Genomic DNA, 21,655 nt, shown 5'->3' on the forward strand with positions numbered 1-21,655 from the left:
TGTTCCCCAAACCTTCCGCGCAAAGATTTATAATCGAATGTAAAATTCCTTGGTGTTTCGACTAAATTTGCAATCACTATTTAAAAATGCATTATAGATGAAATAGAAAATTCGAGTCGCGCAATTGGTTATTCCTATGGGAGAGCGACTGTGGTTCGAATTCGCCGTGATATTGCCAGCTTCGGGGAAGCATGGCCAGAAACCCTCATCTGGTACGCAAAAGCTGTCAGGCAGCTGAGGTCGCTCGACCCCAATGACCGAAATAGCTGGGCCTATCTTGGCGCAATCCACGGAATTGACCGGCAAGGCTGGATCAATGACGGGGTGATTACCCCGCAAAGCCCCATGCCGCCTCAATCTGAGCAGGACCGGATGTGGAACCAGTGCCAGCATGGAACCTGGTATTTCCTGCCGTGGCATCGCGGATATTGCTGGTCTTTCGAGCAAATTATCGGAGCCACTGTGGAGGCGCTCGGCGGCCCTTCCGACTGGGGCCTGCCTTACTGGAACTACCTCGACGCGACCAATCCCAATGCGCGCGATATTCCCGATGCGTTCATGTCTGCAACCATGCCCGACGGGAGCGATAATCCGCTACATGACGCAGAGCGCAATGGACTTACGCGCCTGGGCCCCAGCTCCTGGTATCCGCGCGACATCGATCTGAGCTGTATGAATCAGCATTATTACACCTCCGCAGTCGGCTCTCTCGGTTTCGGCGGCGGGGTAACTGCTTTCAATCATTTCAGCGGTCCAACAGGTGCCTGCGAAGGCAATCCGCACAACCCGGTTCACGTGATGGTTGGCGGCATTTCACCGATGGGATGGATGGCCGATCCGAACTTTGCCGCTCTTGATCCGATTTTCTGGACACATCACTGCAATATCGACCGCCTTTGGGCGGCGTGGCTGACTGTCCCTGGCAATGTGCAGGAAACCGGCGCAAACTGGTCTGACGGGCCATCGCCCAGACAGTTTGAAATGCCGACAAGCTCCGGGCAGACGACCGTGTTCGTTCCCGGGCAGACCTTGCCCGGCAAGACGTATGCGCCGACTTATGACGATCTGACTCGCGGCACAGGCATCGGGGTCGGACCATTGATCGCCAAGACCGTGCTGATGGAAGGTATCGAAATGGGTGCAGATAAGGGAACCGAAGGTCCGCCTGAGTCGACGCTTATCGGCTCGAGCACGGAGAGCCTGAGCACGCATGCAAATGCTGCAACGACCGCTGTGGAGATGGCGCAGGGGCCGGAAATGCTGGCCAAATCGTTCGAGCCTTCTCGCCTGTTCCTAAATCTGGAACACGTGCGCGGCGAGACTGCCAGTAGCGTCCTGAATGTCTATATCGGCCTGCCAGACGGACACCGTGAGCTTGCCGACACGCTGGCCCTTTTCGGCCTTCAGAAAGCTTCTCAGGAAGACGGCGATCATGCGGGCAACGGATTGACCTATACAATCGACATCACCGGTCCGGCGAACAAGCTGATCGCCAGTCATGACGCCACTCTCGACATGCTCGAAGTGACCATCGAACAACCCGATGAAGCGAAGGCGGCACCCGTTACGGTCGAAAGGATCAGCATCTACAGTCAGCCGGCACGCTAAGGCCGGGGCCGGACCATGATCGCTTTCCTCAACAGGCTGTCTCGGCAGAATGTGTACCGGTTTCTGATCCTGAGTTCGGCCGCCATGTTCCTTGCGGTCAATTGGCTGCCAGCACCGGTCAAGATTGCATCGCTGTGCGGGGATAGCTCGATCATGCTGGGTGTTCGCAGCGGGATCTCGAACCTGCAGCTGTTCCCGCTCAGCAATTTTGCCGCGGGTTGGTTCTTCATGATGGTGCCGATGATGCTGGTGCTGCTTGCATCCCCGCTGCAGCACGTATGGCAATCCGCCGTGAAAGCATGGCGGCCCCGCGCTGCGGTGGTTTTCCTCGGTGCATATCTTGGCGCCTGGATGGGGGCGGGTGCTGTGGTAATTCCCCTGTCTGTGCTTACCCGGTCCGTATTCGGTGAAGAGGCGGCGCTGGCGGCGATGCTGGCCTTTGCCTTTCTATGGAGCGCCTCCCCGATCAGCCAGCGGGCACGCAACCGGTGCCATAAGATACGGCGTATCAGCGCATGCGGTGCAGCAATGGCACGTGATTGTGTATCTTACGGCCTCCGTCACGCAGCGGCGTGTATCGCCAGTTGCTGGCCCTGGATGCTGGTTCCGATGGCAGCCGAAGACCTGCACCTCGCGGCGATGACTGCGGTGACCGTCTATCTTTTCTTCGACAGAATGGCACCCGCGCGCAGCCCCAGGTGGCGGTTGCCACCCGGCCTGACACTGCCAGCCGAACTGGTCAGAATGGATTTGATGCGGCTGTCGCGTCAGCCGAGCCCAGCCTGATTATTCGCCTTTGATCGAGCCTTCATAATTGGCGAGAATTCCGGCGACCTGCGTCCATACCGCGACATTCTGACGAAGCTGTGCCGGATCAATTTTGTCCAGCGTATCGTCGGGCGTGTGGTGCAGATCGAAATAGCGTGTGCCATCCTGCTGCAGATCGATGATCGCGGTGCCTTGATCGCGCGCGATGTTGATATCCGCACCGCCGCTGGCCTCGATAGTCGAATTGGCGACACCAAAGCGCGCAACAGAGGATGCGAGCTGTGCGTGGAGCTCAGGATTTGTCTCGCGGAAATTGCTTTCGAAGCGCCAGATGCGGTCCGCCCCGAAATCGCTTTCAAATGCGACCCCGATCGGCTCATCGATATGCGCTTTTGAATAAGCGACACTGCCATGCAAGCCGACTTCCTCTGCACCGGCCATCAGGACACGGATGGTGCGCAGCGGCTGGCCGGTGTGCGACACGTGGAGCGCCGCCGCAGCAGCGATGCCGCAGCCGGCACCATCATCGAATGCGCCCGTCCCGTTCCACCAGCTGTCCAGATGACAGGCCAGCAGGACTGGCGGCAGCGATGGATCACGGCCAACAATCTCGCCGACAACATTGCCGCTGCGGGTCATGCCCAGTTTCTCAGGTGTTAGCACCAGCTTCATGGTAATCGGCCGTCCGTCGGCGCGCTCAAACATGCGCTCAAGATTCAGAGCATCCGGGATCGACAGCGCGCCTGCAGGTATCATCCCGTCTACCACGCGTGTCCCGCCGGTGTGCGGGTTGCGGTGTTTGTCAGTACCGATCGACTTGATGACAGTGCCGACCGCGCCTTTGCTCTTCGCGATGCTGGCACCGACCCAGCGGGCCGGACCGGCGAAACCGTATTGCGAGCCATCCTGCGTCGGGGTCATCGAATGGCTGATATAGGCGATCTTGCCGTCCAGACTGCCGGCAGGCGCAGCCATCAGGTCGGCAGTGGTTGCGAACATCACGACCTCGGCCTCGATACCGTCGGCACCGGTCGATGCGCTGCCGCCCAGCGGTGTGACCTGGAAAGGCTGCGGGAATGGTGAAGTGATCGCGGCGCTGGCAAGCTCACCCGGCACCCACGTATCCATCATGAACGGTTCGTCCGCCACGTTCTGGAAACCTTGAGAGGTCAGCCAGTTGACCGCCCAGTCGCGTCCGCGCTGCTCGGCCTCTGTCCCGGCCTGCCGGGGCCCGACTTCGGTCGTCAGCCCCTCGACGAAGTTCCAGGCGATTGTATCCTGGGTTAGCGCGCCGTCCGCCATGTCAGGCAGGCTGACAGAACCAGCCTCTTGAGCGCTAATTGCAACCGGGAGCGAAAGCGCAGCGAGCGCGAGTGCGTATTTCTTCATGGCGGCGAGTGCTAATCACACCCGCCGCACAAGTCCAGAAGATCAGAATTTGATCCCGGCCGACACACCCCAGACACGGGGCTCGTTGACCATGGCAGTCAGGTTGTTGAAATCGATCCCGCTGACGGGCGAGGTGTCGTTGGTGATGTTGCGCACGAAGGCCGCGAGTTCGAACGTATCCGTATCGTATCCGACACGCACCCCGCCCTCGAGCTGGCTGGCATCCTGGAATTCCACCGATTCATAGAGGAAGAAATTGATCCGCGAACGATAGGACCAGTCGGTGAAGACATAGAATTCTCCCTCACCGGCAGGGATAGCGTATTTGGCGGTCCAGTTGGCGATCCAACGCGGCGACTGCGGCAGACGGTTGCCATCGATATTCACGATCGCGGCCGAAAACGGTGCAGCTGGCGTGACGATCGGGTCGAGGATCGTGCACAGCGATACATCAGGGAATGTATCGACACGGGTCCCGCCGCACGCTGCGGTGGTCAGGCCGGTATCCTGAATCTCGGTGTGGTTGTAGCTGAGGCCGGCCGTCAGGTAGAGATTGTCTACCGGCACCAGTTCGGCATCCAGTTCGAACCCGTATCCGCGCACATTATCGGCATTGATCAGGCGGTTCGCGTTCACATTGCCGCCCACTGCGGTCAGCTGCGCATCGTTCAGATCATAGAGAAAACCGGACAGGTTGATCCGCGCGCGGCCATCCAGAAGCGTCGACTTGATGCCGGCTTCGTAGGACGTGATCGTTTCCGAACCGGCAACCGAGACGCCGTCCTCCAGCGGAGTGGCAGTTGCTGGCGGGAACAGGATACGCCCCTGTATGCTGGGCGCGCGGTAACCGCGTGCCACCCGGGCATACAGGTTGATGTCGTCACTCGCTTCGTAGGCGACGCTGGCATCCCATGTAATCGTATCGTCGCTGACCGAACGAGTGACCGTGCCGAGCGGGTTCTGCAGGAAGGTCGGGAACTGGCTGTCCTGGCTGCGAACCACGGTGAAATCACGCTCATCGTCATTATAGCGGATGCCGCCGGTGACGCTGAGCTGATCGGACAGATCGACGGTTACGGAACCGAATACGCCCAGAGCCTTGCTCTGCTGGTCCTGCGAAACGACGATATTCACCCCGCCCGGCGCGTTTAGCGGATCACCGAGGGTAGAATAGTTCTCGCTCAGAATGCTGAGCGATTCGTCAAAGTAGAAGATGCCTGCCTGATAGCTGACCGGGCCGTTGCCGTTGCTGGCAATCCGCAGTTCCTGGGTGAACTGTTCAAGTTCAGGCACAGAGTCGCGGGTTTCCGCAGTGAACGGAATATCGCCCGGACCATACAGCGCCGGGGGTAGGAAGTTCGCGCCAAAGCCGCCATCGACATCGCCGACCGAAGTCGATGTGCCATGCCAATAGCTGGTGACCGAAATAAGCGATACCGGACCGACATCCCAGGTCATGCGAGCAGACGCGTTCTGGGTTTTGACCGACTGTTCATTTTGGCCGTCAACAGAAACACTGTCGCGGTCAAAATTGGCGTTCAGACCTTCCTGTCCGCGGGTAAAGTTATTCGCCCGGAACAGGCGCGCAGTGCCGTCGAGATCGCGCAGCTGGCCGGTCAGGAGGATTTCGAAATCGTCGGAGGGGCGCACGGCAGCCTGCAAGCGGAACGCCATGTCATCATAACCGCCGAATGCGTCCTTGGTCGTGCCGCTCGGCAGGACATTGTCTACGTAGTCGTCCTGGCGCTGGTAAAGACCCGACAGGCGCACGCTGACATTATCGCCCAGCGGGCCGCCAACTGCGCCTTCGGCGTTGATGTTGTTGAACCGTCCGAATGACACGCGCGCATAGCCGCCTGCTTCATCACCCGGCTTGACGGAATCGAACTTTACGATCCCGGCCGGGGTGTTGCGGCCGAACAGCGTGCCTTGCGGGCCGCGAAGGACCTCGACCTGCTGCATGTCGAAAATGGGGAAGCCCTTGAGGATCGGGTTTTCCAGGACAACGTCGTCATACACCAGGCTGACCGGCTGCGCGGCGTTGAAATCGAAGTCGGTGTTGCCGAGGCCGCGAATGTAGAAACGCGGGAAAGTACGGCCAAACGAGCTTTCGACCAGCAGGCTGGGGACGCGGCCCGAAAGCGCACGAATATCCTGCCCTGAACTGCTGAGCGCTTCGAGCTGGTCGTCGCTGATCGCGGTAACCGAAACCGGAACATCCTGCAGGTTTTCTTCGCGGCGCTGTGCCGTCACGATGATTTCCGTGAGGCCACCTTCTGATGCACCGGTGCTTTCGGTGTCCTGCGCCGCAGCAGGCGCTGCAAATACAAGAGTGCCGGCAAGCGCAGAAACCGCTGCCGAGGAAAGATATTTTGCGCTGAGTGTCATGGAATTGTCTCCACTGAAACGAAGTGATCGTCGCGGGATGCTGCGCCGTTCACCAGAATCGCCAGAATGAATGTCGAGTGAAACCGGGGCGCAATTCGCAGGAGGTCCTGCGCCGGTCAATCAGCCGGTCCAAGCAGGACCAATTTCGGAAAACTTCGTTGCAGTTTTGCTACGGCCCGGAGCGCTCGCGGCTTGCCCCGGGGGCATTCGCACCCTATCTGCCGACTAAATCCAAGCTCAGTTTACGATTACCCGAAGGACCGACCCAATGGCCGCGCAATACGCATATGTCATGAAGAACATGACCAAGACTTTCCCCGGTGCGAAAAAGCCGGTGCTGGCGAACATCAACCTGCAATTCTATCAGGGCGCAAAAATCGGCATTGTCGGGCCAAACGGCGCAGGCAAATCCACCCTGATCAAGATCATGGCTGGTATCGACACCGATTTCTCCGGTGAAGCCTGGCCGGGTGAGAACATCACCGTCGGCTATTTGGCGCAGGAACCGGAGCTGGACGAAAGCAAGACGGTTCTTGAAAACGTCAAGGACGGTGCCCGCGAAGTTGCTGACATGGTCGACCGTTTCAACGCGATTTCGGCCGAAATGGGCGATCCGCAGGACGACACCGATTTCGACGCACTGATGGAAGAAATGGGCGTGTTGCAGGAAAAGATCGACGCGGTTGACGGCTGGACGCTCGACAACCAGCTCGAGATCGCAATGGAAGCACTGCGCTGCCCGCCATCCGATGCTTCGGTCTCGAACCTTTCAGGCGGTGAAAAACGCCGCGTCGCCCTCACCCGTCTGCTGATCCAGAAACCGTCGATCCTGCTGCTCGACGAACCAACCAACCACCTCGACGCGGAATCGGTCGAGTGGCTAGAGAACCACCTCAAGGAATATGCCGGCGCTGTTCTGATGATCACCCACGATCGTTACTTCCTCGACAACGTGGTGGAATGGATTCTGGAGCTCGATCGCGGCTCGTATTATCCATACGAAGGCAATTACTCGACCTATCTGGAGAAGAAAGCCAAGCGTCTCGCGCAGGAAGACCGCGAAGACCAGGGCCGCCAGAAAGCGCTTAACGAGGAACTCGACTGGATCCGTCAGGGCACCAAGGGCCGCCAGACCAAATCCAAGGCTCGTATCCGCAAGTTCGAAGAGCTTCAGGACGCGCAGCAGGACCGCAAGCCGGGCAAGGCGCAGATTGTTATTCAGGTGCCGGAACGCCTTGGCAGCAAGGTTATCGAAGCCAAGAACATTTCAAAGGCTTACGGCGACAAGCTGCTGTTCGAAAACCTGTCCTTCATGCTGCCCCCGGGCGGCATTGTCGGCGTGATCGGCCCCAACGGTGCCGGCAAGTCCACCCTGTTCAAGATTATCACCGGTCAGGAACAGCCCGATAGCGGCACGATCGAAATCGGCGAGACGGTCCATCTGGGCTATGTCGACCAGAGCCGTGATCACCTCGATCCGAAGAAGAACGTCTGGCAGGAAGTGTCGGATGAACTCGACTATATGAAGGTCAACGGCCACGACATGAGCACGCGCGCCTATGTCGGCGCGTTCAACTTCAAGGGTGCAGATCAGCAGAAGGTCGTCGGCAAGCTGTCGGGCGGTGAACGCAACCGTGTTCACATGGCCAAGATGCTGAAAGAAGGCGGCAACGTGCTGCTGCTGGACGAACCAACCAACGATCTCGACGTGGAAACGCTGCGTGCGCTGGAAGATGCAATTGAAAACTTCGCAGGGTGCGCCGTGGTTATCTCGCATGACCGCTTCTTCCTTGACCGTCTCGCCACCCACATCCTTGCCTTCGAAGGCGATAGCCATGTCGAATGGTTCGAAGGCAACTTCGAAGCGTATGAAGAAGACAAGCGCCGCCGCATGGGCGATGCAGCAGATCGCCCGACGAGGTTGGCTTATAAGAAGCTGACCAGATAAGCGCGCACCCTACTCAGGGTGCGAATGTGCTTGGATTGTTAGCGAGCGGAACGGACCGGTGATCGGATCCGGACCGTCTTTTGAGCAACGGGAAGCGCTTTCTCAGAAAGCCGCTTCATCGGTTCCTCTTGACGGCCGCCCGCGACAATCTGTGCAAACGACAAATCGAGCTGCGCTAGGTCGCCAATGACGATCACCAGTATTTCGGAGCGGTTGTCTGCGCTCACGACCTGGTGGAACTGCGCACTGAACGTTTCAGCCGGTAGTTCGTATCCTGCATCGGCAATCATTTGCTGAACGCGCTGCGCCTCGGACCCTTCCGGCGGTACATCTTCTGCTCTCCCGAACCGGGCCCGGTAAAACAGCTCCATATCACCCAGGCTCGCCAATGGCATGCCATCATCCATGAAGTCGTAAGCGGCATCGGGATATTCGGGAAGATACGATTCGAACTGGATCCAGTACGCTCGCTCGACCACCCGCTCCTCATTCGCCTCGACAAACAGGTGTATTTCAGCATCGACCACGTCTTTCAGATCGAATCTGGTCGAACCGAGATATCGCGCACCTTTTGGCAGGTGCACGCGTGCATCGGGCAATTGCTGCGAATAGACAGAGTTCGCTTCTACCAATCGCGTTCTGGGCTTCTCGCCCCAGTGGGGTGCACTGGTTGTTGATGGAGAGAGCTCCATCGGACCGGTTGAACAAGACATCAACGCAAATGCGGCGAGCATCGGTAGGCTAATCCTCATGCCGGGTGAGTTAGCGTATTAGCTCACTAAGTCAATGCTCAGCGGATGTGTACTGACGTGCAGCAATCCGGCATCCACTGGTTATCGGCACCTGATCGCCGCTCACTGCCGTGACGACGGACACATCAGTGCAGACAAACCCGCCATAGCTATACCGAGAACCACGAATACCGCAGCCGCTCCGGTTGGACCGAAACTTTCGACGGCGCCGTTGATGATACCGCCGGCGCCGCGAACCGCCTTGCCGGAAATGGGAGTTTCCGGGGCCGGTGCGTCCAGCGCAAAGCCTGCGCAAACTGCACCAATGGCGAGAGAGGCCAGGACAGCGGTTCTACGGTTGCACTGCATGGTACTGATCAATCGCGTTAAATTGCTAAGATTTGATTTTGACCCGCGTATTTGACTCGCACACTCTGACTTGCGAGACTTAACCCCAAGGCGCTCGGCAAGCGAGTGCGTTCCAGGCGGCATTTCTCTGCCGCGAACACAAAATCCAAAGGACTTGCATGACTACTCCCAACAACGGTGACACCGTAACAATCGACTACGTCCTCAAGCGGACTGACGGTGAGGAAATTGGCAATACGGCTCAGGTCGGACCGCAAGATATTCAGCTCGGCAACGGGCAGATCTTTCCGCAGATCGAAGAAGCATTGACCGGTATGAAGGTCGGCGACCAGCAGACGATCGCCGTTCCATGCGACATGGCTTTCGGCCCGCGCCGCGAAGAGCTGATCATCGAAATCCCTCGCACAAACCTGCCGCCCGAACCGGCGCCTCAGCCGGGTATGGCGATGCAGGCGCAATCACCCGATGGCCAGCCGATGACCCTGCACATCATCGAGGTTGGCGAGCAGTCGGTCAAAGCTGATGGCAATCATCCGCTGGCCGGTGAGGACCTGACATTCGATCTGACCCTGCGGGAAATCAAGCAGGCAGCGTGACCTGCTGAACGCAGAATTTGCGCATTGACCCAAACGATCAGGGGCGGACCATTTGGCCCGCCCCTTTTTGCATCAAACTTCCGAACCTGCGGATCAGTAAGCTTTTTGCCAGCCGACGGTTACTGACCAGTCTCCGGCCATTTGTGGTCCGTTGAGGTCCTGATAGACCGGTTTACCCAGTTCGATCCCCAAGCGGTGACCAGCCAGCGAGCCATGAGTGGCGACAAAGTTCACGCCGGCTATCAAGTCCACACGCTCACCCCCGTAATAGTCGGGATTTGCACCTTGTGCGGGGCCCATGATTACCGGATCAATCCCGTCGATAGGCCCCATCGTCCGCGCTTTGACTCGGCCCGACAGGCTGACCCACTGCGCAGGGCGGTAGCTGAGCCATGCGGTGCTTTCATAGCTGTCCCCGAAGCTATAGCCCTGGTCATTATCACCCAGCTTGATCGATGCGCTGGCCTGAAGACCCAGGCCGAACTTGCCGCGCCGCATCTTGTAAGTCAGTGCCGGTTCGAAATCCCAGGTTCCGGTGCCCAGTTGCATCCCATAGGGCATACGTATCACAGGCGTGGTGTTCATCGGAGTCAGCATTTGCGCGGTTTTGGTTGTCGAACCGACCGGAATATTCACACCCGCTTTCAGATACAGTTCGTCGCGGTTGTCCGCTTCCTTGTCGGGATGGCCGAGCAGCGGCATGATCGCCACGGCCTTCACATCGCCGAAACCCTTGGAACTGGTGGCATTATCCCCCAGTTGGGCCGTGCCCATGCCGCCTTGATAAACGGTCATTTCCATCTCTTTTTCGATGTATTTGCCCATCACGGCCAGCGTGACTGCATCTGACGGGGCATACATCATGCCGAACATGTACATGTCGGCACGCATGGTCTGCGGCACCACGCGCAGCGTGGGCGGCTGCATCCCGATGCCGGCAAATCGATTGGGGATGGTGGTCACGATCGTATCTGGCGAGACATCGTCGGTGCCGATCTGATTCCCGTCCATTTCCATGTGCATCGCGCGCAGCGAGAACATGATCTCCCCCTTCTTATGCGCGTGGTCGGCCATTACGCCAATCGGCGCATGGTCGTCTGCATAAACGGAGTGCGCAGTTGCGGCAGTGAAAGGAGTGATAGCAGTCGCAAGCGCGATCGCGCCCGCAATTCGGGTAGTATTAGACATAGATAATTCCTGAAAAATCGTGTGCGCGGGCGAAAGCCCGGATGGTTCGAATTTTCAGGTGGCAGGTGGTCCGGTGGATGGAGGAAGCGCAGCCGGGAAAATCCCTGTCAGAACCTTGCGGCCCAGCCCTTGGACCGGCGCATCGCCAATCAAAGCGGCGGGGAGGATCAGCGCGGGATCCAGCTTGCCCAATGGTGACGGACCCATATCGCATGGCTCATCCACGGGATCCGCATCCGTTTCCGGAACTTCGCCATACAGTAGCAGATAGGTTTCGTAATCGGGGTCGACGCGGGACACCTGCCGCTGGCTCGTGTCACCGGTATTGCACATCCGCACAGTCAACGAGCCATCTTTGGCAGATGCGACCATGTACCCGCCAGGTATCAAGGAAGCCATCAGGACTGAAAGCAGGGCAACGAGGCGAATTAACCGGTTCACGCGAGGGCATTTACCTCGAAGAACCGGCAACGCAAGAGGCAATCCTGGCCACAAAATACGGATTGCAGCTGATCAATTCGACCTCCTTAGCAATCCATCAACCAAATCAGGCTACTTGAACCAGACCGAGAGTTGGGGACGCGCCAAAGTGATTGATGTCGAGATCCAGAATGAGAGCACGCAAACGCACGAGAAAGTGAAGTTTGCCGTGGTTCCGCGCATCGGAGAAGGTGTGCGCCTGCAGGATCAGAACGGCTTCTGGGCCAGCTATGACATTCTGGACCTGTGGTACCAGAAAGCCGAATATGGCGATGTCTGGGTGCCTTACCTGCATGTGCGCAAAACAGCAGGCGAAGAAGACGCTGTGTCTCCGTTGGCAAAACGCGAAGCCCGCGATCAAGGGGAGGTAGTCCCATTCACAATCTGATCAAACGACGCAGCACGCCGGACCAGGACAACCAGCCGGAATCGCCGAAGGCGGATACGCCGGCACCGCGCGAAGAAGACGTGGCTCTGCCGGATCAGCCTGCCGCGCCGGTTCAGGAACCAGCCGCTCCGCAGTCGGCTACAGCGCCCGCCCAACCGACATCCTACGGCCGCCGCGTGGCTCCGGCTACGCCGACTCCGGTCGATTCAGCGACGGAAACGGCCCGGCATTGCCTGCTGGTCGACGATTCGCGCATGATCCGGAAAATTGCCCGCCAAATTATCGAAGCACGCGGTTATGCCGTGGCAGAAGCTGAAAATGGTGAGGAAGCACTGGCCAAGTGCGGAGCTTCAATGCCCGACCTGATCATGCTCGACTGGGACATGCCAATCATGACCGGTATCGAATTCCTCGCCAAATTGCGCGCGGTTGAAAGCGCGAAGCAACCGAAAGTCGTGTTCTGCACAACGCATTCGAGTGCCATGGACATCCACAAGGCAATCGATGTCGGTGCGGACGAATTCGTGACCAAGCCTTTCACTGAAGAAAGCCTGCTGGCCAAACTGCGCAACATCGGCGCTGCCTGACGTCAAATGCCCGGGTTTGCGTTTTGCTTGCCCCAATTGGCTGGCTTACGGAACCAACCATGTTCGATCCGGCTCGGCCCCATCCTCGCCCGGAGTGATTCGCGCTCGCCGGTGCCCCTCATTCGCCAGATACAGCCAGTCAAACTGCGCAATCTCGATCAGCAGCACCGCAAAATTGTCGCGCGCTGGCGCAACTTCGTCGTCGGCGGGGTTCGTCCCCTCCGCCCATTGCGGCAGGCCTGAAGTCGGTTCTGGCACTGCAGAACTGGGCGCTTGCTGCGCGAGATAGCATCGCTTGGCAAAGTTCGTTGCCTCGGCCCATGCGGCATCGGCAACGGGCCCGTCCTGTTCGATACGTGCCGTCCCCCGCATTCGGATTTGAACCTTTCCCTGTTGGTCATAGGCCAGCACCGCCACTGAAGGATTGCCAGCGATTGCGGTTACCTTCGGTGTGCGAGAATCGGTGTGAAAACGCAGGCGGTTGGTCTCACTGCAATATTCGCGCAGCACCATCACTCGCAGATCGCAATCGGCTGTTGCCACCACACAGGTATGCATTGCAGATTTGCGGCTCGTCGCCCCTTGCTGCAGGCGGGTCTTGATATCTTTCTCTACGTCGGCAAGGGTCATGTCCATGGGCGCTCTTAGCCACGACACGGACCGCCGAGTCAATCGGATCGGCGGTTCATCGAAAGCCCGCCTTATATTAACAGATGCCCAACTGCTCCGTTCAGATTACTGTCATCAAAGCTGAACTAGAAGAGCGTTATCAAGTGAGCCGCAGGGTGGGCGCGGCATTGAATTTACGGAGAGCCGCATGACTATTAAACATCTTTTATCCGCGGGAAGCGCATCGGCCCTCGCCTTGGCGATGGCGTTGAGTGCCCTGCCCGCGCAAGCTGCCGAAGCAGCCAGCGCAGATACCCAGCGAGCGGACCGCAGCGATCGTGATCGCAGCCAGGCACGCCAGAACCGCAACAATCGCGGCCAAGCCCGGGCAAACCGGTCGGAACGCCGCGAAGCACGCCAGGATCGGCGCGCCAATCGCGAAACCAACCGCCAGCGGACGCGCAATGCAACAAAGCCAGCCGTACGTGCTGAAAATCGGAATGCCCGCGCCCAAGCCACTATTGATCGCCGTGATCGGGCTTGGACAGCGGGCAATCGCGACCAACGCCGTGCCCGTGGCCCTGCAATTGCCCCAGTCGAGGCACGCCAGCGTGCTGAACGCAGGACCGAGCGCCGCGCCGATCGTCAGGCAGACCGCCGTGTCGAGCGTCGAGCAGACCGTAGGGCTGACCGCCGTGCTGAACGCAGAGTAGACCGCCGCACCGAACGCCGGGTAGAGCGCAACCGCACCTACACCGACCGTGACCGCAGCCGCACATATCGTGATGGTCGGCGCGCCGGATACCGCGATGGCCGCCGTGCTGAACGCAGGGCAGACGTCCGCCGGGATCAGCGCCGCTACAACCGTCAATATCGCAAGTGGAACCGCAACGCTTGGCGCACAAACAACCGGTACAACTGGCACAATTACCGCCGGTATAACCGCAGCCTGTTCAACCTCGGTCGTTACTATTCACCGTACCGTGACTATCGTTACAGCCGGATCAGCATCGGGTTCTATCTCGACAGCCTGTTCTACAGCAACCGGTACTGGATCAGTGACCCTTGGCAGTATCGTCTGCCCGAAGTGTACGGACCATACCGCTGGGTTCGCTATTACGACGACGTGATGCTGGTGAACGTTTATAGCGGCGAAGTGGTCGATGTGATCTACGACTTCTTCTGGTAACAGCGGATCGTCACTCTGCCGGACAGATTGACCGGTAGACAAAAAAGGCCCCCGCCAGTGTTCTGGCGGGGGCCTTTCTTTTACCGGTCAACCCGGTCTCTTTCAAACTTTCCCGAACGGCAACATCCGGAAGATACCGCCATTCTTGTCGATGAACGTATGCTTCAGCGCGCCAAGGATATGCAGTGCAATCAGATAGATGAATATCTCGCCGCCCAAACCGTGCAGATCGAAGATCGACTTGCCAAGCGCTTCGTTCATGCCCACCGGCAAAGGCGGAATAGTGAACAGGCCGAACATGTCGACGCTGCGCCCGGTAAGGGAGTTGGCCAGCCACCCGCCAATCGGCAGGCCGATCAGCAACACATAGAAAATCACATGAACAGTGCGGGCAAGCGCTGCTTCCCACTTTGCCAATGTGGACGGCAGCGGCGGAACGGGATGCGCCCACCGCCACAGCAGGCGGCCAATGGTCAGAACCAGGATCGTGATCCCCAGCGCCTTGTGGTAACCGAAAATCTCGGCCTTTGCTGGCATCTCGGCATGTTCAGCGGCTTCTGCAATGCGCCAGTTCGCGATTACCGCGATCGCAATCACCCAGTGGAACAGCATCGCCCCCTTGGAATAACGTGCCTGTGTCGATGTATTCATGCCGGGGCCTTCCTGATTGTTTCTGGGCTGATTCTATCATCCCTGACGCTGCCGACAAGACAGCCTGTTGAAGGGCGGCATTTCGGTGCTAGACAGCGGCCGATGACAAAGACTGCAAATACACCCGACAAGGATGCGCTCAAACGTGTAGGCGCGAATGTTCGCAAGCGTTTGGAAGCCGACCCGAAAGCTTACAAGGTCAAGACCGACAAGGCGGAAATCTTCGCAATTGGCGGGTTTTTGACCGGTGCAGAATGCCAGCGTCTGTGCATGATGATCGATCTGGTCGCGCAGCCCAGCGAACTGTTCAATGTCGATTATTCAACCGGATTTCGAACGTCGTATTCCGGAAATCTCGACCCGCGCGACCCGTTTGTAACCGGTATATCGCGCCGGATCGACGACCTGCTGGGCATCAAGGCGGAATGCGGCGAGGCGATTCAGGGCCAGCGTTACATGCCTGGCCAGCAGTTCAAGCCGCACAATGACTGGTTCTATACCGATCAGGATTACTGGAAGGCAGAACGCAAACGCGGCGGTCAGCGCAGCTGGACAGCGATGGCGTTTCTCAACCCGGTTGAAAAAGGCGGAGCGACGCACTTCACCGAAGTGGGCGTGAAGATCGACCCGAAGCCGGGTGTGCTGCTCGTGTGGAATAACGCGCTGCCAGACGGCACGCCGAACGAAAACACGATGCACGCAGGCACCCCGGTCGAGGCAGGCACGAAATACGTGATCACCAAGTGGTATCGCACACGCCGCTGGGGCTGAACTCGCAGCTTAGCGTGCGAGCGCTTCCGCAATCAGGCTGCGCGTGTTTTCGATCCCATAAAGCGCGATGAAGCTGCCCATGCGCGGCCCTGCGGATGATCCAAGCAGCGTTTCATAGAGCGCCTTGAACCAGTCGCGCAGGCTCTCGAACGCAAACTCTTCCTGCTTGCCAATCTCGTAAACCTTGGTCTGCAGGTCTTCCGCAGACATCGATCCCGCCAATCCTGCCAGTTCGGCATCCAGCGCGCGCAGCGCCGCGGCTTCGTTTTCGCTCGGCGCGCGCTTGTTCAAGGTCGGCGCGATGAAGTCGCGGTTGTAGGCAAGCGCTGCGCGGACCATTTCGTCCACCGCCGGATGCTTGTCCGGGTCTGCATCGGCAACATAGTTGGCGAGGTAGGACCAAACCTGATCCCTGCTCGCCTCTGCGCCAAGCACGCCAACCAGATTGAGCAGCAGACCGAATGTTACCGGCACCGTATCCCCGGCACCAGGGGCGTCCGGCCCGTCGAACTTCTGGTTCGCCCGCAGCAAGTGCCACACAGGGTTGCCCAGTTGCTTGTCGAGCGGCTGTTCGGCCAGACGTTCGCGGAACTGCCAGTAATCATCGACCGCGCGCGGAATAACGCCAACATGCAGTTGCTTGGCGCTTTTCGGATTCGGGAAAATGTAGAAACCTAGGCTTTCTTCCGTACCGTATTCCAGCCACTGCTCGATGGTGAGGCCGTTGCCTTTGGACTTGGAAATCTTCTCGCCGTTTTCATCCAGAAACAGTTCGTAGATCAGGCCTTCTGGCTTGCGGCCGCCCAGCACCTTGGCAATTTTACCTGACTGCACACCGGTATCGGTCAGGTCCTTGCCGTACATTTCATAATCGACGCCCTGCGCGACCCAGCGCATGGCGAAATCAACCTTCCATTGCAGCTTTGACTGGCCGCCCAGAGCGCTCTGCTCGACCACGCTGCCATCTTCGTCGGTGAAGCGGATCAAACCAGCATCGGCATCAACCACCTCGACCGGGACCTGCAACACGGCACCCGTGGTCGGGCTGATCGGCATGATCGGCGAATATGTCGCCGCGCGTTCTGCACGCAGCGTCGGCAGCATGATGTCGAGAATGGCCTGATTGTGGCGCAGGACGTTCCTCAGCGCATCGTCGAATGCGCCCGAATTATACCGTTCCGATCCGGCAACGAATTCATATTCGAACCCGAACCGGTCGAGGAACTCGCGAAGCTTCGCATTATTGTGGTGCGCAAAGCTTTCATATTTTTCGAAAGGATCGGGAATCCGGCTTAGCGGCTTGCCGAGGTTTTCGGTCAGCATCGCCTGGTTCGGCACATTGTCGGGCACCTTGCGCAGGCCGTCCATATCATCGCTAAACGCGACCAGCCGCGTCGGTGCGCCGCCCGTCAGCGCCTCGTATGCCCGGCGAACAAAGGTCGTCCGCAAGACTTCCTGAAATGTACCTATGTGCGGCAGGCCCGATGGGCCATATCCGGTTTCGAACAGCACCGGCTCTCCGTTCGGCTTGGTGCCGTCCGGATACCGTTTGAGCAGCCGCTGCGCCTCCTGAAAAGGCCATGCCTTGGAGTTTCGTGCGGCTTCGATCAAAGTGCTGTCAGTCATGGGAGCGCTTTTGCGCGCTTCGTCCCATGTTGCAAGTGCGAAGCGCAGGACGAAGCAGAAATAGCTGTACCGTTAAGTTCGGACACAGCTATCTCAAAACGGCTCAGGCGGTGCGGGCAACCAACATTGTGATCTTGCCGTTTTCAACCGTGTATTCGGAATATCCGCAGCACAGTTCCGAGCCGTCCTGGAATACGTAGCCGGATTCGAACCACACCACGCCGTCTGCTTGTCCGCTGGAAATCATCTTTAATTTCGGAGCGCCGGGTGTGAAATTTAGCGAATACAGCTCACGGATCTGCGCGTGTCCCTGCACCGCCACTCCGTCAATCACCACCACCGCATCGCTTGCGAAGCTACGCATGAAGGCGTTGAGATTCCTGGCCCGGTACGCATCAATGTGGCTCTGCACCACCGTAACCGGACTCTCCTGCGCGGCAGCCGGCGCATAAGCGGCAGGCACGGCGATGGCCAAAGCGGCAATGAACGTACAGAAAGTCCGCATTCGTCGGCTCCTTTGCAATTCTGGAAGCGCGGATTTCTGGAAAGCTAAGGCGCAAACGTTTACTTTTCGTTCCTCCCAAATCATAGCTGCGGAAATGCCTGCCCCTCTGCCCCTCCCCGCGCTGCATTCGAGCCATGCCGGCACCTGGCTGCGCGATGCGAATGGCAGCACGAGAGGGCTATCCAAGGGCGAGGCGATCATGGCTGCCGCCGATACGCCGGCGCTGATCCTCAACGCACCGCTGGTTGCAACGCGGCTTGGCTATCCGGATCTGTCTGGTCTGGACCTGCTGGAGCTCTATGCCTTCGTTTTTCCGGCCAAATTCTGTGTACCCACGCCCAAGGGTCTTGCCCATGCGCTGGGGCTGGAAGAGCCTGCCAGCGATGATGCGGTTCCTGCGTTGCTGCAGACTGCCGCCGGTGCGATATTGGAGGTTTGCGAGAGCGAGAACTGGGAACAGCGCGATGGTGCCTGGTCGGCACTGCAATCGCTGACCAAAGCCCGCTGGCCGTGGGCACAGGTTCTGGCACCGCATATCCGCAAGCCGGAACGGGCCGAAAGATGGCTGTTTTCCAAATTGCCGGAGTGGGATGAAAGTCCTGAACGTCCGCAACCCGCCCAGATCATGATGGATGACAGCGAGGTCGAGGCCCAATTAGAGCGGCTGACCGGCGAAGGTGCCGAACGCCGTGATGGCCAGCGCGCCTATGCCAAAGCCGTCGGCAAGGTTTTCGCCCCGCGCAGTTCGCAAAAGCTGCCCCACGTCCTGCTCGCCCAAGCAGGGACCGGTATTGGCAAGACGCTTGGCTATCTCGCGCCGTCATCGCTTTGGGCCGAAAGCGCAAAGGGGACCGTGTGGGTGTCCACTTTTACCAAGAACCTGCAGCGCCAACTGCGCAGCGAAAGCCGCCGCGCATGGCCGGAAAAACGCGCGGACGGGACGCAGCCAGTGGTGGTTCGCAAGGGGCGCGAGAACTACCTCTGTCTGCTCAATCTGGAGGACGCCCTGCAAGGCGGCTTCGGCGGCCGCGCCGCGATCCTGGCGCAGCTGGTCGCCCGCTGGGCCAGCTTTTCGCGCGACGGCGACATGATCGGCGGCGACCTGCCGGGCTGGCTTGGCACGCTCTATCCGAAAAGGGGCATTGCCGCACTGACCGACCAGCGCGGCGAATGTGTCTATGCCGGCTGTCCGCACTACCGGAAATGTTTCATCGAACGGGCTGCCCGCGCCTCTGCCCAGGCCGACCTCGTGATCGCCAATCACGCATTGGTGATGATCAATGCGGCGCGCGGCCGTGATCATGCACAGCGCCCGAGCCGCATCATCTTCGACGAAGGGCATCATGTCTTTCAGGCCGCCGATTCGACATTCGCGGCGGCTCTCACCGGGGCAGAGGCAATCGAATTGCGCCGCTGGATCATCGGCCCGGAACGCAAAACCAAAGGCCGCAGGCGAGGACTGGCCGCAAGGCTGGCCGACGTCGCCAGTTATGACGATGCCGGCGGCGAAGCGGTCGAGGCTGCGATAGAGGCGGCGCAGGCCCTGCCCTCCGATGGCTGGTTGCAGCGCCTCAATGACGGCGAGGCTTACGGACCGCTGGAAAAGCTGCTCGGCGCGGTCCGCGCGCTCACTTATGCGCGCGATGAAAGCGGCGGGCAGGAAGCCGGCTACGGCATCGAGACGGAAGCCGCGCAGCTGCCGGGTAATTTCGTCCAGCTGGCCGGAGAGGCGGAGGAGGCTCTCGCCCGAATTCGGCACCCTCTGGTCAAGCTCGGCGTCCGGCTTGAGGCGATTGTAGAGGATGCACCCGACTGGCTCGACGGACAGGGCCGTGCGCGGATCGAAGGAGCCCGTTACTCGCTCGCCTGGCGGGTTGATCTGATTGGTGCATGGGAATCGCTGCTCAACCGGCTTGGCGGGCCAAGCGATCCGCAGTTCGTCGACTGGCTGGCGGTGGATCGCAGCGATGCGCGCGAATTCGATATCGGGATACACCGGCGCTGGCTCGACCCAATGAAACCCTTTGCCAAAGTCGTCCTCGAACCATCGCACGGGGTGATGCTGACATCTGCCACGCTGACCGACCGCGGGCCGGACGGCAAAGACTGGGAAAGCGCGGTCGCCGCCAGCGGCACTCATCATATCGAGGTCAAACCGCAGCTGTCGTCGGCGGAAAGCCCGTTCGATTACGCCAACCGGGCAGAGGTACTGATTGTTACCGACATCAAGCGCGGCGATCTGCCGGCGCTGGCCGGCGCCTATGCCCGTATCATCGAGGCCGCCGGCGGCGGGGTGTTGGGGTTGTTCACCGCGATTCGCCGGTTGCGGGTCGTGCACGGGCGCATTGCTGACAGGCTTGCCCGGGCGGGGTTGCCGCTGTTCGCGCAGCATGTCGATCCGATCGACACCGGTACGCTGGTGGATATCTTTCGCGACGATCCTCGCGCATCCCTTCTCGGCACAGATGCCTTGCGGGACGGTGTCGACGTGCCTGGCGAAAGCCTGCGCTGCGTGGCGATGGAAGGCGTGCCATGGCCGAAACCCAGCATCCTCCACCGCGCAAGGCGCGCGGCGGGCGGCGGCAGCGCATATGACGACAGGCTTATTCGCGCCCGCCTCGCGCAAGCATTCGGGCGCCTGATCCGCAGCAAGGATGACAAGGGCCACTTCATCGTCCTGTCCGCTGCGTTCCCCAGTCGGCTGCTCAGCGCCTTTCCCGAAGGCACCCCTGTCATACGCCTTACACTGGAGGAGGCTTTACAACGCGTCGCAGAAGGTGTTTCGGGAGAACGCAGATCTGCGGAGGTTCCCGCGCTGGACATCGATGAGGACGAAATCCCCTTTTGAAAACTCTTGCCCTTCTCCGCCATGCGAAGTCCGACTGGGATGATCTGGGGACGCGCGATTTCGACCGCGGTCTCAATGATCGGGGGCAGAAGGGTGCGCGTCTGATCGGCAGGCATATCGCCGATTACGGGACCAAGTTCGACGTCGTCATTGCCAGCCCGGCCCAGCGTGTGAAATTGACCGCGCAGTCTGCCCTGCCCGATGCAGAGCCGGTTTGGGACAAACGGCTTTATCTGGCCAGTACCGATACGATCATCGAGGCGATTCAGGACCATGCAGGCGATGCAGATGCGCTGCTAGTAGTAGGGCACAATCCTGGTCTTCAGGAAATGCTTTTTACGCTGGTCGCACCGTCAGCCGAAAATGCCCTGTTCGATGAGGCAGCGACAAAATATCCAACCGCGACCTTTGCGGTATTCGAACTGGATATCGACGACTGGGCTGATTTACAGGAAGATTGCGGAAAGCTCGTGCATTTCAAACGTCCGCGCGACCTTGATCCCGATTTGGGCCCAGAGTTTTAACCGAGCGCATTGCGCGGCCCCGGCCCTTCGGCAGCGAGCCGGTCATCCTTGTTGTAAATCCGGCATTTCTTCAGGCTCAGGCAGCCGCAACCGATGCACCCGTCAAGCGTTGAACGCACGCGCTGCAGTTCGTCGATTCTCCGGTCAATCTCGGACCGTATCGACGTGCTTATTCGCGCCCAGTCCCGCGCGTTCGGGGTCCGGCCATGGGGCAAGCGGGCCAATTCGGCCTCGATCTGGTCAAGCGCCAGCCCCAGCCGCTGGGCGATCATGACAAAGCTGAGCCGGCGAATGTCGGAACGCAGGAAACGGCGCTGGTTTCCGCTGGTTCGCATCGGTTCGACAAGGCCGCGTTCCTCGTAGAAGCGGATTGCCGAAACGCTCAGTCCGGTGCGCCGGGCAAGGTCACCAATCGTCAGGGTATCGTTCGCTTTCATCGATTACAGTCATAGGGATTTACACACTTGACCTCAAGTTAGCTTGAGGTTGTAT

The 21,655-nt window shown here is 59.4% G+C and carries 20 protein-coding genes; 10 read left to right on the forward strand and 10 right to left on the reverse strand.

All coding sequences use genetic code 11. The features are described from left to right. Positions 1-150 precede the first annotated feature (150 nt). Positions 151-1,608 (forward strand): DUF7868 domain-containing protein, encoded by a 1,458-nt coding sequence (locus GRI43_RS06145; protein WP_160730141.1) that lies wholly within the window; start codon positions 151-153, stop codon positions 1,606-1,608. 15 nt (positions 1,609-1,623) lie between these two features. Continuing rightward, positions 1,624-2,394 carry a copper chaperone gene (locus tag GRI43_RS06150; RefSeq protein WP_160730142.1) on the forward strand — a complete coding sequence of 257 codons (771 nt, stop codon included), beginning with the start codon at positions 1,624-1,626 and terminating at the stop codon, positions 2,392-2,394. Here the strand turns inward: GRI43_RS06150 and GRI43_RS06155 are convergent, their stop codons facing one another. Further along, on the reverse strand, positions 2,395-3,765 hold the full coding sequence (locus tag GRI43_RS06155; RefSeq protein ID WP_160730143.1) for a M28 family peptidase: 1,371 nt from the start codon (positions 3,763-3,765) through the stop codon (positions 2,395-2,397). Between the two features lie 42 nt (positions 3,766-3,807). Next, a complete protein-coding gene (locus GRI43_RS06160) occupies positions 3,808-6,153 on the reverse strand; it encodes a TonB-dependent receptor (protein ID WP_160730144.1) in 2,346 nt (781 codons plus the stop codon). 268 nt (positions 6,154-6,421) lie between these two features. Here GRI43_RS06160 and ettA point away from each other — a divergent pair, with 268 nt between their 5' ends. Then, a complete protein-coding gene (gene ettA, locus GRI43_RS06165; protein WP_160730145.1) occupies positions 6,422-8,101 on the forward strand; it encodes an energy-dependent translational throttle protein EttA in 1,680 nt (559 codons plus the stop codon). Positions 8,102-8,139: 38 nt separating this feature from the next. On the opposite strand, the gene GRI43_RS06170 is transcribed toward ettA, so the two are convergent. Continuing rightward, positions 8,140-8,853: a hypothetical protein gene (locus GRI43_RS06170; RefSeq protein ID WP_160730146.1), complete on the reverse strand. Its 714-nt coding sequence runs from the start codon at positions 8,851-8,853 to the stop codon at positions 8,140-8,142. A gap of 506 nt (positions 8,854-9,359) precedes the next feature. Here GRI43_RS06170 and GRI43_RS06175 point away from each other — a divergent pair. Further along, complete coding sequence (locus GRI43_RS06175; protein WP_160730147.1) at positions 9,360-9,797, forward strand: FKBP-type peptidyl-prolyl cis-trans isomerase; 438 nt, start codon at positions 9,360-9,362, stop codon at positions 9,795-9,797. Positions 9,798-9,890: 93 nt separating this feature from the next. Here the strand turns inward: GRI43_RS06175 and GRI43_RS06180 are convergent, their stop codons facing one another. Both GRI43_RS06180 and GRI43_RS06185 read right to left on the reverse strand, forming a co-directional pair. Then, complete coding sequence (locus GRI43_RS06180; protein WP_160730148.1) at positions 9,891-10,985, reverse strand: transporter; 1,095 nt, start codon at positions 10,983-10,985, stop codon at positions 9,891-9,893. Between the two features lie 54 nt (positions 10,986-11,039). Continuing rightward, on the reverse strand, positions 11,040-11,426 hold the full coding sequence (locus GRI43_RS06185; protein ID WP_160730149.1) for a hypothetical protein: 387 nt from the start codon (positions 11,424-11,426) through the stop codon (positions 11,040-11,042). Between the two features lie 148 nt (positions 11,427-11,574). Here GRI43_RS06185 and GRI43_RS06190 point away from each other — a divergent pair, with 148 nt between their 5' ends. Together GRI43_RS06190 and GRI43_RS06195 are read left to right on the forward strand one after the other, a co-directional pair. Continuing rightward, complete coding sequence (locus tag GRI43_RS06190; protein ID WP_160730150.1) at positions 11,575-11,853, forward strand: hypothetical protein; 279 nt, start codon at positions 11,575-11,577, stop codon at positions 11,851-11,853. 80 nt (positions 11,854-11,933) lie between these two features. Next, a complete protein-coding gene (locus GRI43_RS06195) occupies positions 11,934-12,440 on the forward strand; it encodes a response regulator (protein WP_338090015.1) in 507 nt (168 codons plus the stop codon). A 45-nt stretch (positions 12,441-12,485) separates the two neighbouring features. Here the strand turns inward: GRI43_RS06195 and GRI43_RS06200 are convergent, their stop codons facing one another. Beyond that, positions 12,486-13,076 (reverse strand): pyridoxamine 5'-phosphate oxidase family protein, encoded by a 591-nt coding sequence (locus GRI43_RS06200; RefSeq protein WP_160730151.1) that lies wholly within the window; start codon positions 13,074-13,076, stop codon positions 12,486-12,488. A 181-nt stretch (positions 13,077-13,257) separates the two neighbouring features. Here GRI43_RS06200 and GRI43_RS06205 point away from each other — a divergent pair, with 181 nt between their 5' ends. Next, positions 13,258-14,238, forward strand: coding sequence for an RcnB family protein (locus GRI43_RS06205; protein WP_202391603.1), 981 nt, complete (start codon positions 13,258-13,260; stop codon positions 14,236-14,238). 102 nt (positions 14,239-14,340) lie between these two features. Here GRI43_RS06205 and GRI43_RS06210 read toward each other — a convergent pair whose 3' ends face one another. Continuing rightward, a complete protein-coding gene (locus GRI43_RS06210; RefSeq protein ID WP_160730152.1) occupies positions 14,341-14,889 on the reverse strand; it encodes a cytochrome b in 549 nt (182 codons plus the stop codon). Between the two features lie 102 nt (positions 14,890-14,991). Between GRI43_RS06210 and GRI43_RS06215 the strand changes: the two genes are divergently transcribed. Beyond that, a complete protein-coding gene (locus tag GRI43_RS06215) occupies positions 14,992-15,660 on the forward strand; it encodes a prolyl hydroxylase family protein (RefSeq protein WP_160730153.1) in 669 nt (222 codons plus the stop codon). A gap of 9 nt (positions 15,661-15,669) precedes the next feature. Here the strand turns inward: GRI43_RS06215 and GRI43_RS06220 are convergent, their stop codons facing one another. Together GRI43_RS06220 and GRI43_RS06225 are read right to left on the reverse strand one after the other, a co-directional pair. After that, positions 15,670-17,286 carry a lysine--tRNA ligase gene (locus GRI43_RS06220; protein WP_160730154.1) on the reverse strand — a complete coding sequence of 539 codons (1,617 nt, stop codon included), beginning with the start codon at positions 17,284-17,286 and terminating at the stop codon, positions 15,670-15,672. A 103-nt stretch (positions 17,287-17,389) separates the two neighbouring features. After that, positions 17,390-17,875 (reverse strand): nuclear transport factor 2 family protein, encoded by a 486-nt coding sequence (locus tag GRI43_RS06225; RefSeq protein ID WP_160730155.1) that lies wholly within the window; start codon positions 17,873-17,875, stop codon positions 17,390-17,392. A 10-nt stretch (positions 17,876-17,885) separates the two neighbouring features. Here GRI43_RS06225 and GRI43_RS06230 point away from each other — a divergent pair, with 10 nt between their 5' ends. Together GRI43_RS06230 and GRI43_RS06235 are read left to right on the forward strand one after the other, a co-directional pair. Further along, positions 17,886-20,639, forward strand: a complete 2,754-nt coding sequence (locus GRI43_RS06230; RefSeq protein WP_160730156.1) for an ATP-dependent DNA helicase — start codon at positions 17,886-17,888, stop codon at positions 20,637-20,639. Beyond that, on the forward strand, positions 20,636-21,163 hold the full coding sequence (locus tag GRI43_RS06235) for a SixA phosphatase family protein (protein WP_160730157.1): 528 nt from the start codon (positions 20,636-20,638) through the stop codon (positions 21,161-21,163). Before GRI43_RS06230 ends, GRI43_RS06235 begins: the two co-directional genes overlap by 4 nt. Here GRI43_RS06235 and soxR read toward each other — a convergent pair. After that, a complete protein-coding gene (gene soxR, locus GRI43_RS06240; RefSeq protein WP_160730158.1) occupies positions 21,160-21,600 on the reverse strand; it encodes a redox-sensitive transcriptional activator SoxR in 441 nt (146 codons plus the stop codon). The two genes, GRI43_RS06235 and soxR, sit on opposite strands and share 4 nt — an antisense overlap. Between the last annotated feature and the right edge of the window lie 55 nt (positions 21,601-21,655).

The organism is Pontixanthobacter luteolus (assembly GCF_009828095.1).
GTDB lineage: Bacteria > Pseudomonadota > Alphaproteobacteria > Sphingomonadales > Sphingomonadaceae > Pontixanthobacter > Pontixanthobacter luteolus.

Bases quoted from the DNA above. Each gene is read 5' to 3' on its own strand.
- GRI43_RS06200 (WP_160730151.1), bottom strand. From the start codon at position 13,076: ATGGACATGACCCTTGCCGACGTAGAGAAAGATATCAAGACCCGCCTG.
- GRI43_RS06155 (WP_160730143.1), bottom strand. From the start codon at position 3,765: ATGAAGAAATACGCACTCGCGCTCGCTGCGCTTTCGCTCCCGGTTGCA.
- GRI43_RS06150 (WP_160730142.1), top strand. From the start codon at position 1,624: ATGATCGCTTTCCTCAACAGGCTGTCTCGGCAGAATGTGTACCGGTTT.
- ettA (WP_160730145.1), top strand. From the start codon at position 6,422: ATGGCCGCGCAATACGCATATGTCATGAAGAACATGACCAAGACTTTC.
- GRI43_RS06175 (WP_160730147.1), top strand. From the start codon at position 9,360: ATGACTACTCCCAACAACGGTGACACCGTAACAATCGACTACGTCCTC.
- GRI43_RS06220 (WP_160730154.1), bottom strand. From the start codon at position 17,286: ATGACTGACAGCACTTTGATCGAAGCCGCACGAAACTCCAAGGCATGG.
- GRI43_RS06210 (WP_160730152.1), bottom strand. From the start codon at position 14,889: ATGAATACATCGACACAGGCACGTTATTCCAAGGGGGCGATGCTGTTC.
- GRI43_RS06205 (WP_202391603.1), top strand. From the start codon at position 13,258: ATGACTATTAAACATCTTTTATCCGCGGGAAGCGCATCGGCCCTCGCC.
- GRI43_RS06225 (WP_160730155.1), bottom strand. From the start codon at position 17,875: ATGATTTGGGAGGAACGAAAAGTAAACGTTTGCGCCTTAGCTTTCCAG.
- GRI43_RS06180 (WP_160730148.1), bottom strand. From the start codon at position 10,985: ATGTCTAATACTACCCGAATTGCGGGCGCGATCGCGCTTGCGACTGCT.
- GRI43_RS06230 (WP_160730156.1), top strand. From the start codon at position 17,886: ATGCCTGCCCCTCTGCCCCTCCCCGCGCTGCATTCGAGCCATGCCGGC.
- soxR (WP_160730158.1), bottom strand. From the start codon at position 21,600: ATGAAAGCGAACGATACCCTGACGATTGGTGACCTTGCCCGGCGCACC.
- GRI43_RS06170 (WP_160730146.1), bottom strand. From the start codon at position 8,853: ATGAGGATTAGCCTACCGATGCTCGCCGCATTTGCGTTGATGTCTTGT.
- GRI43_RS06160 (WP_160730144.1), bottom strand. From the start codon at position 6,153: ATGACACTCAGCGCAAAATATCTTTCCTCGGCAGCGGTTTCTGCGCTT.
- GRI43_RS06215 (WP_160730153.1), top strand. From the start codon at position 14,992: ATGACAAAGACTGCAAATACACCCGACAAGGATGCGCTCAAACGTGTA.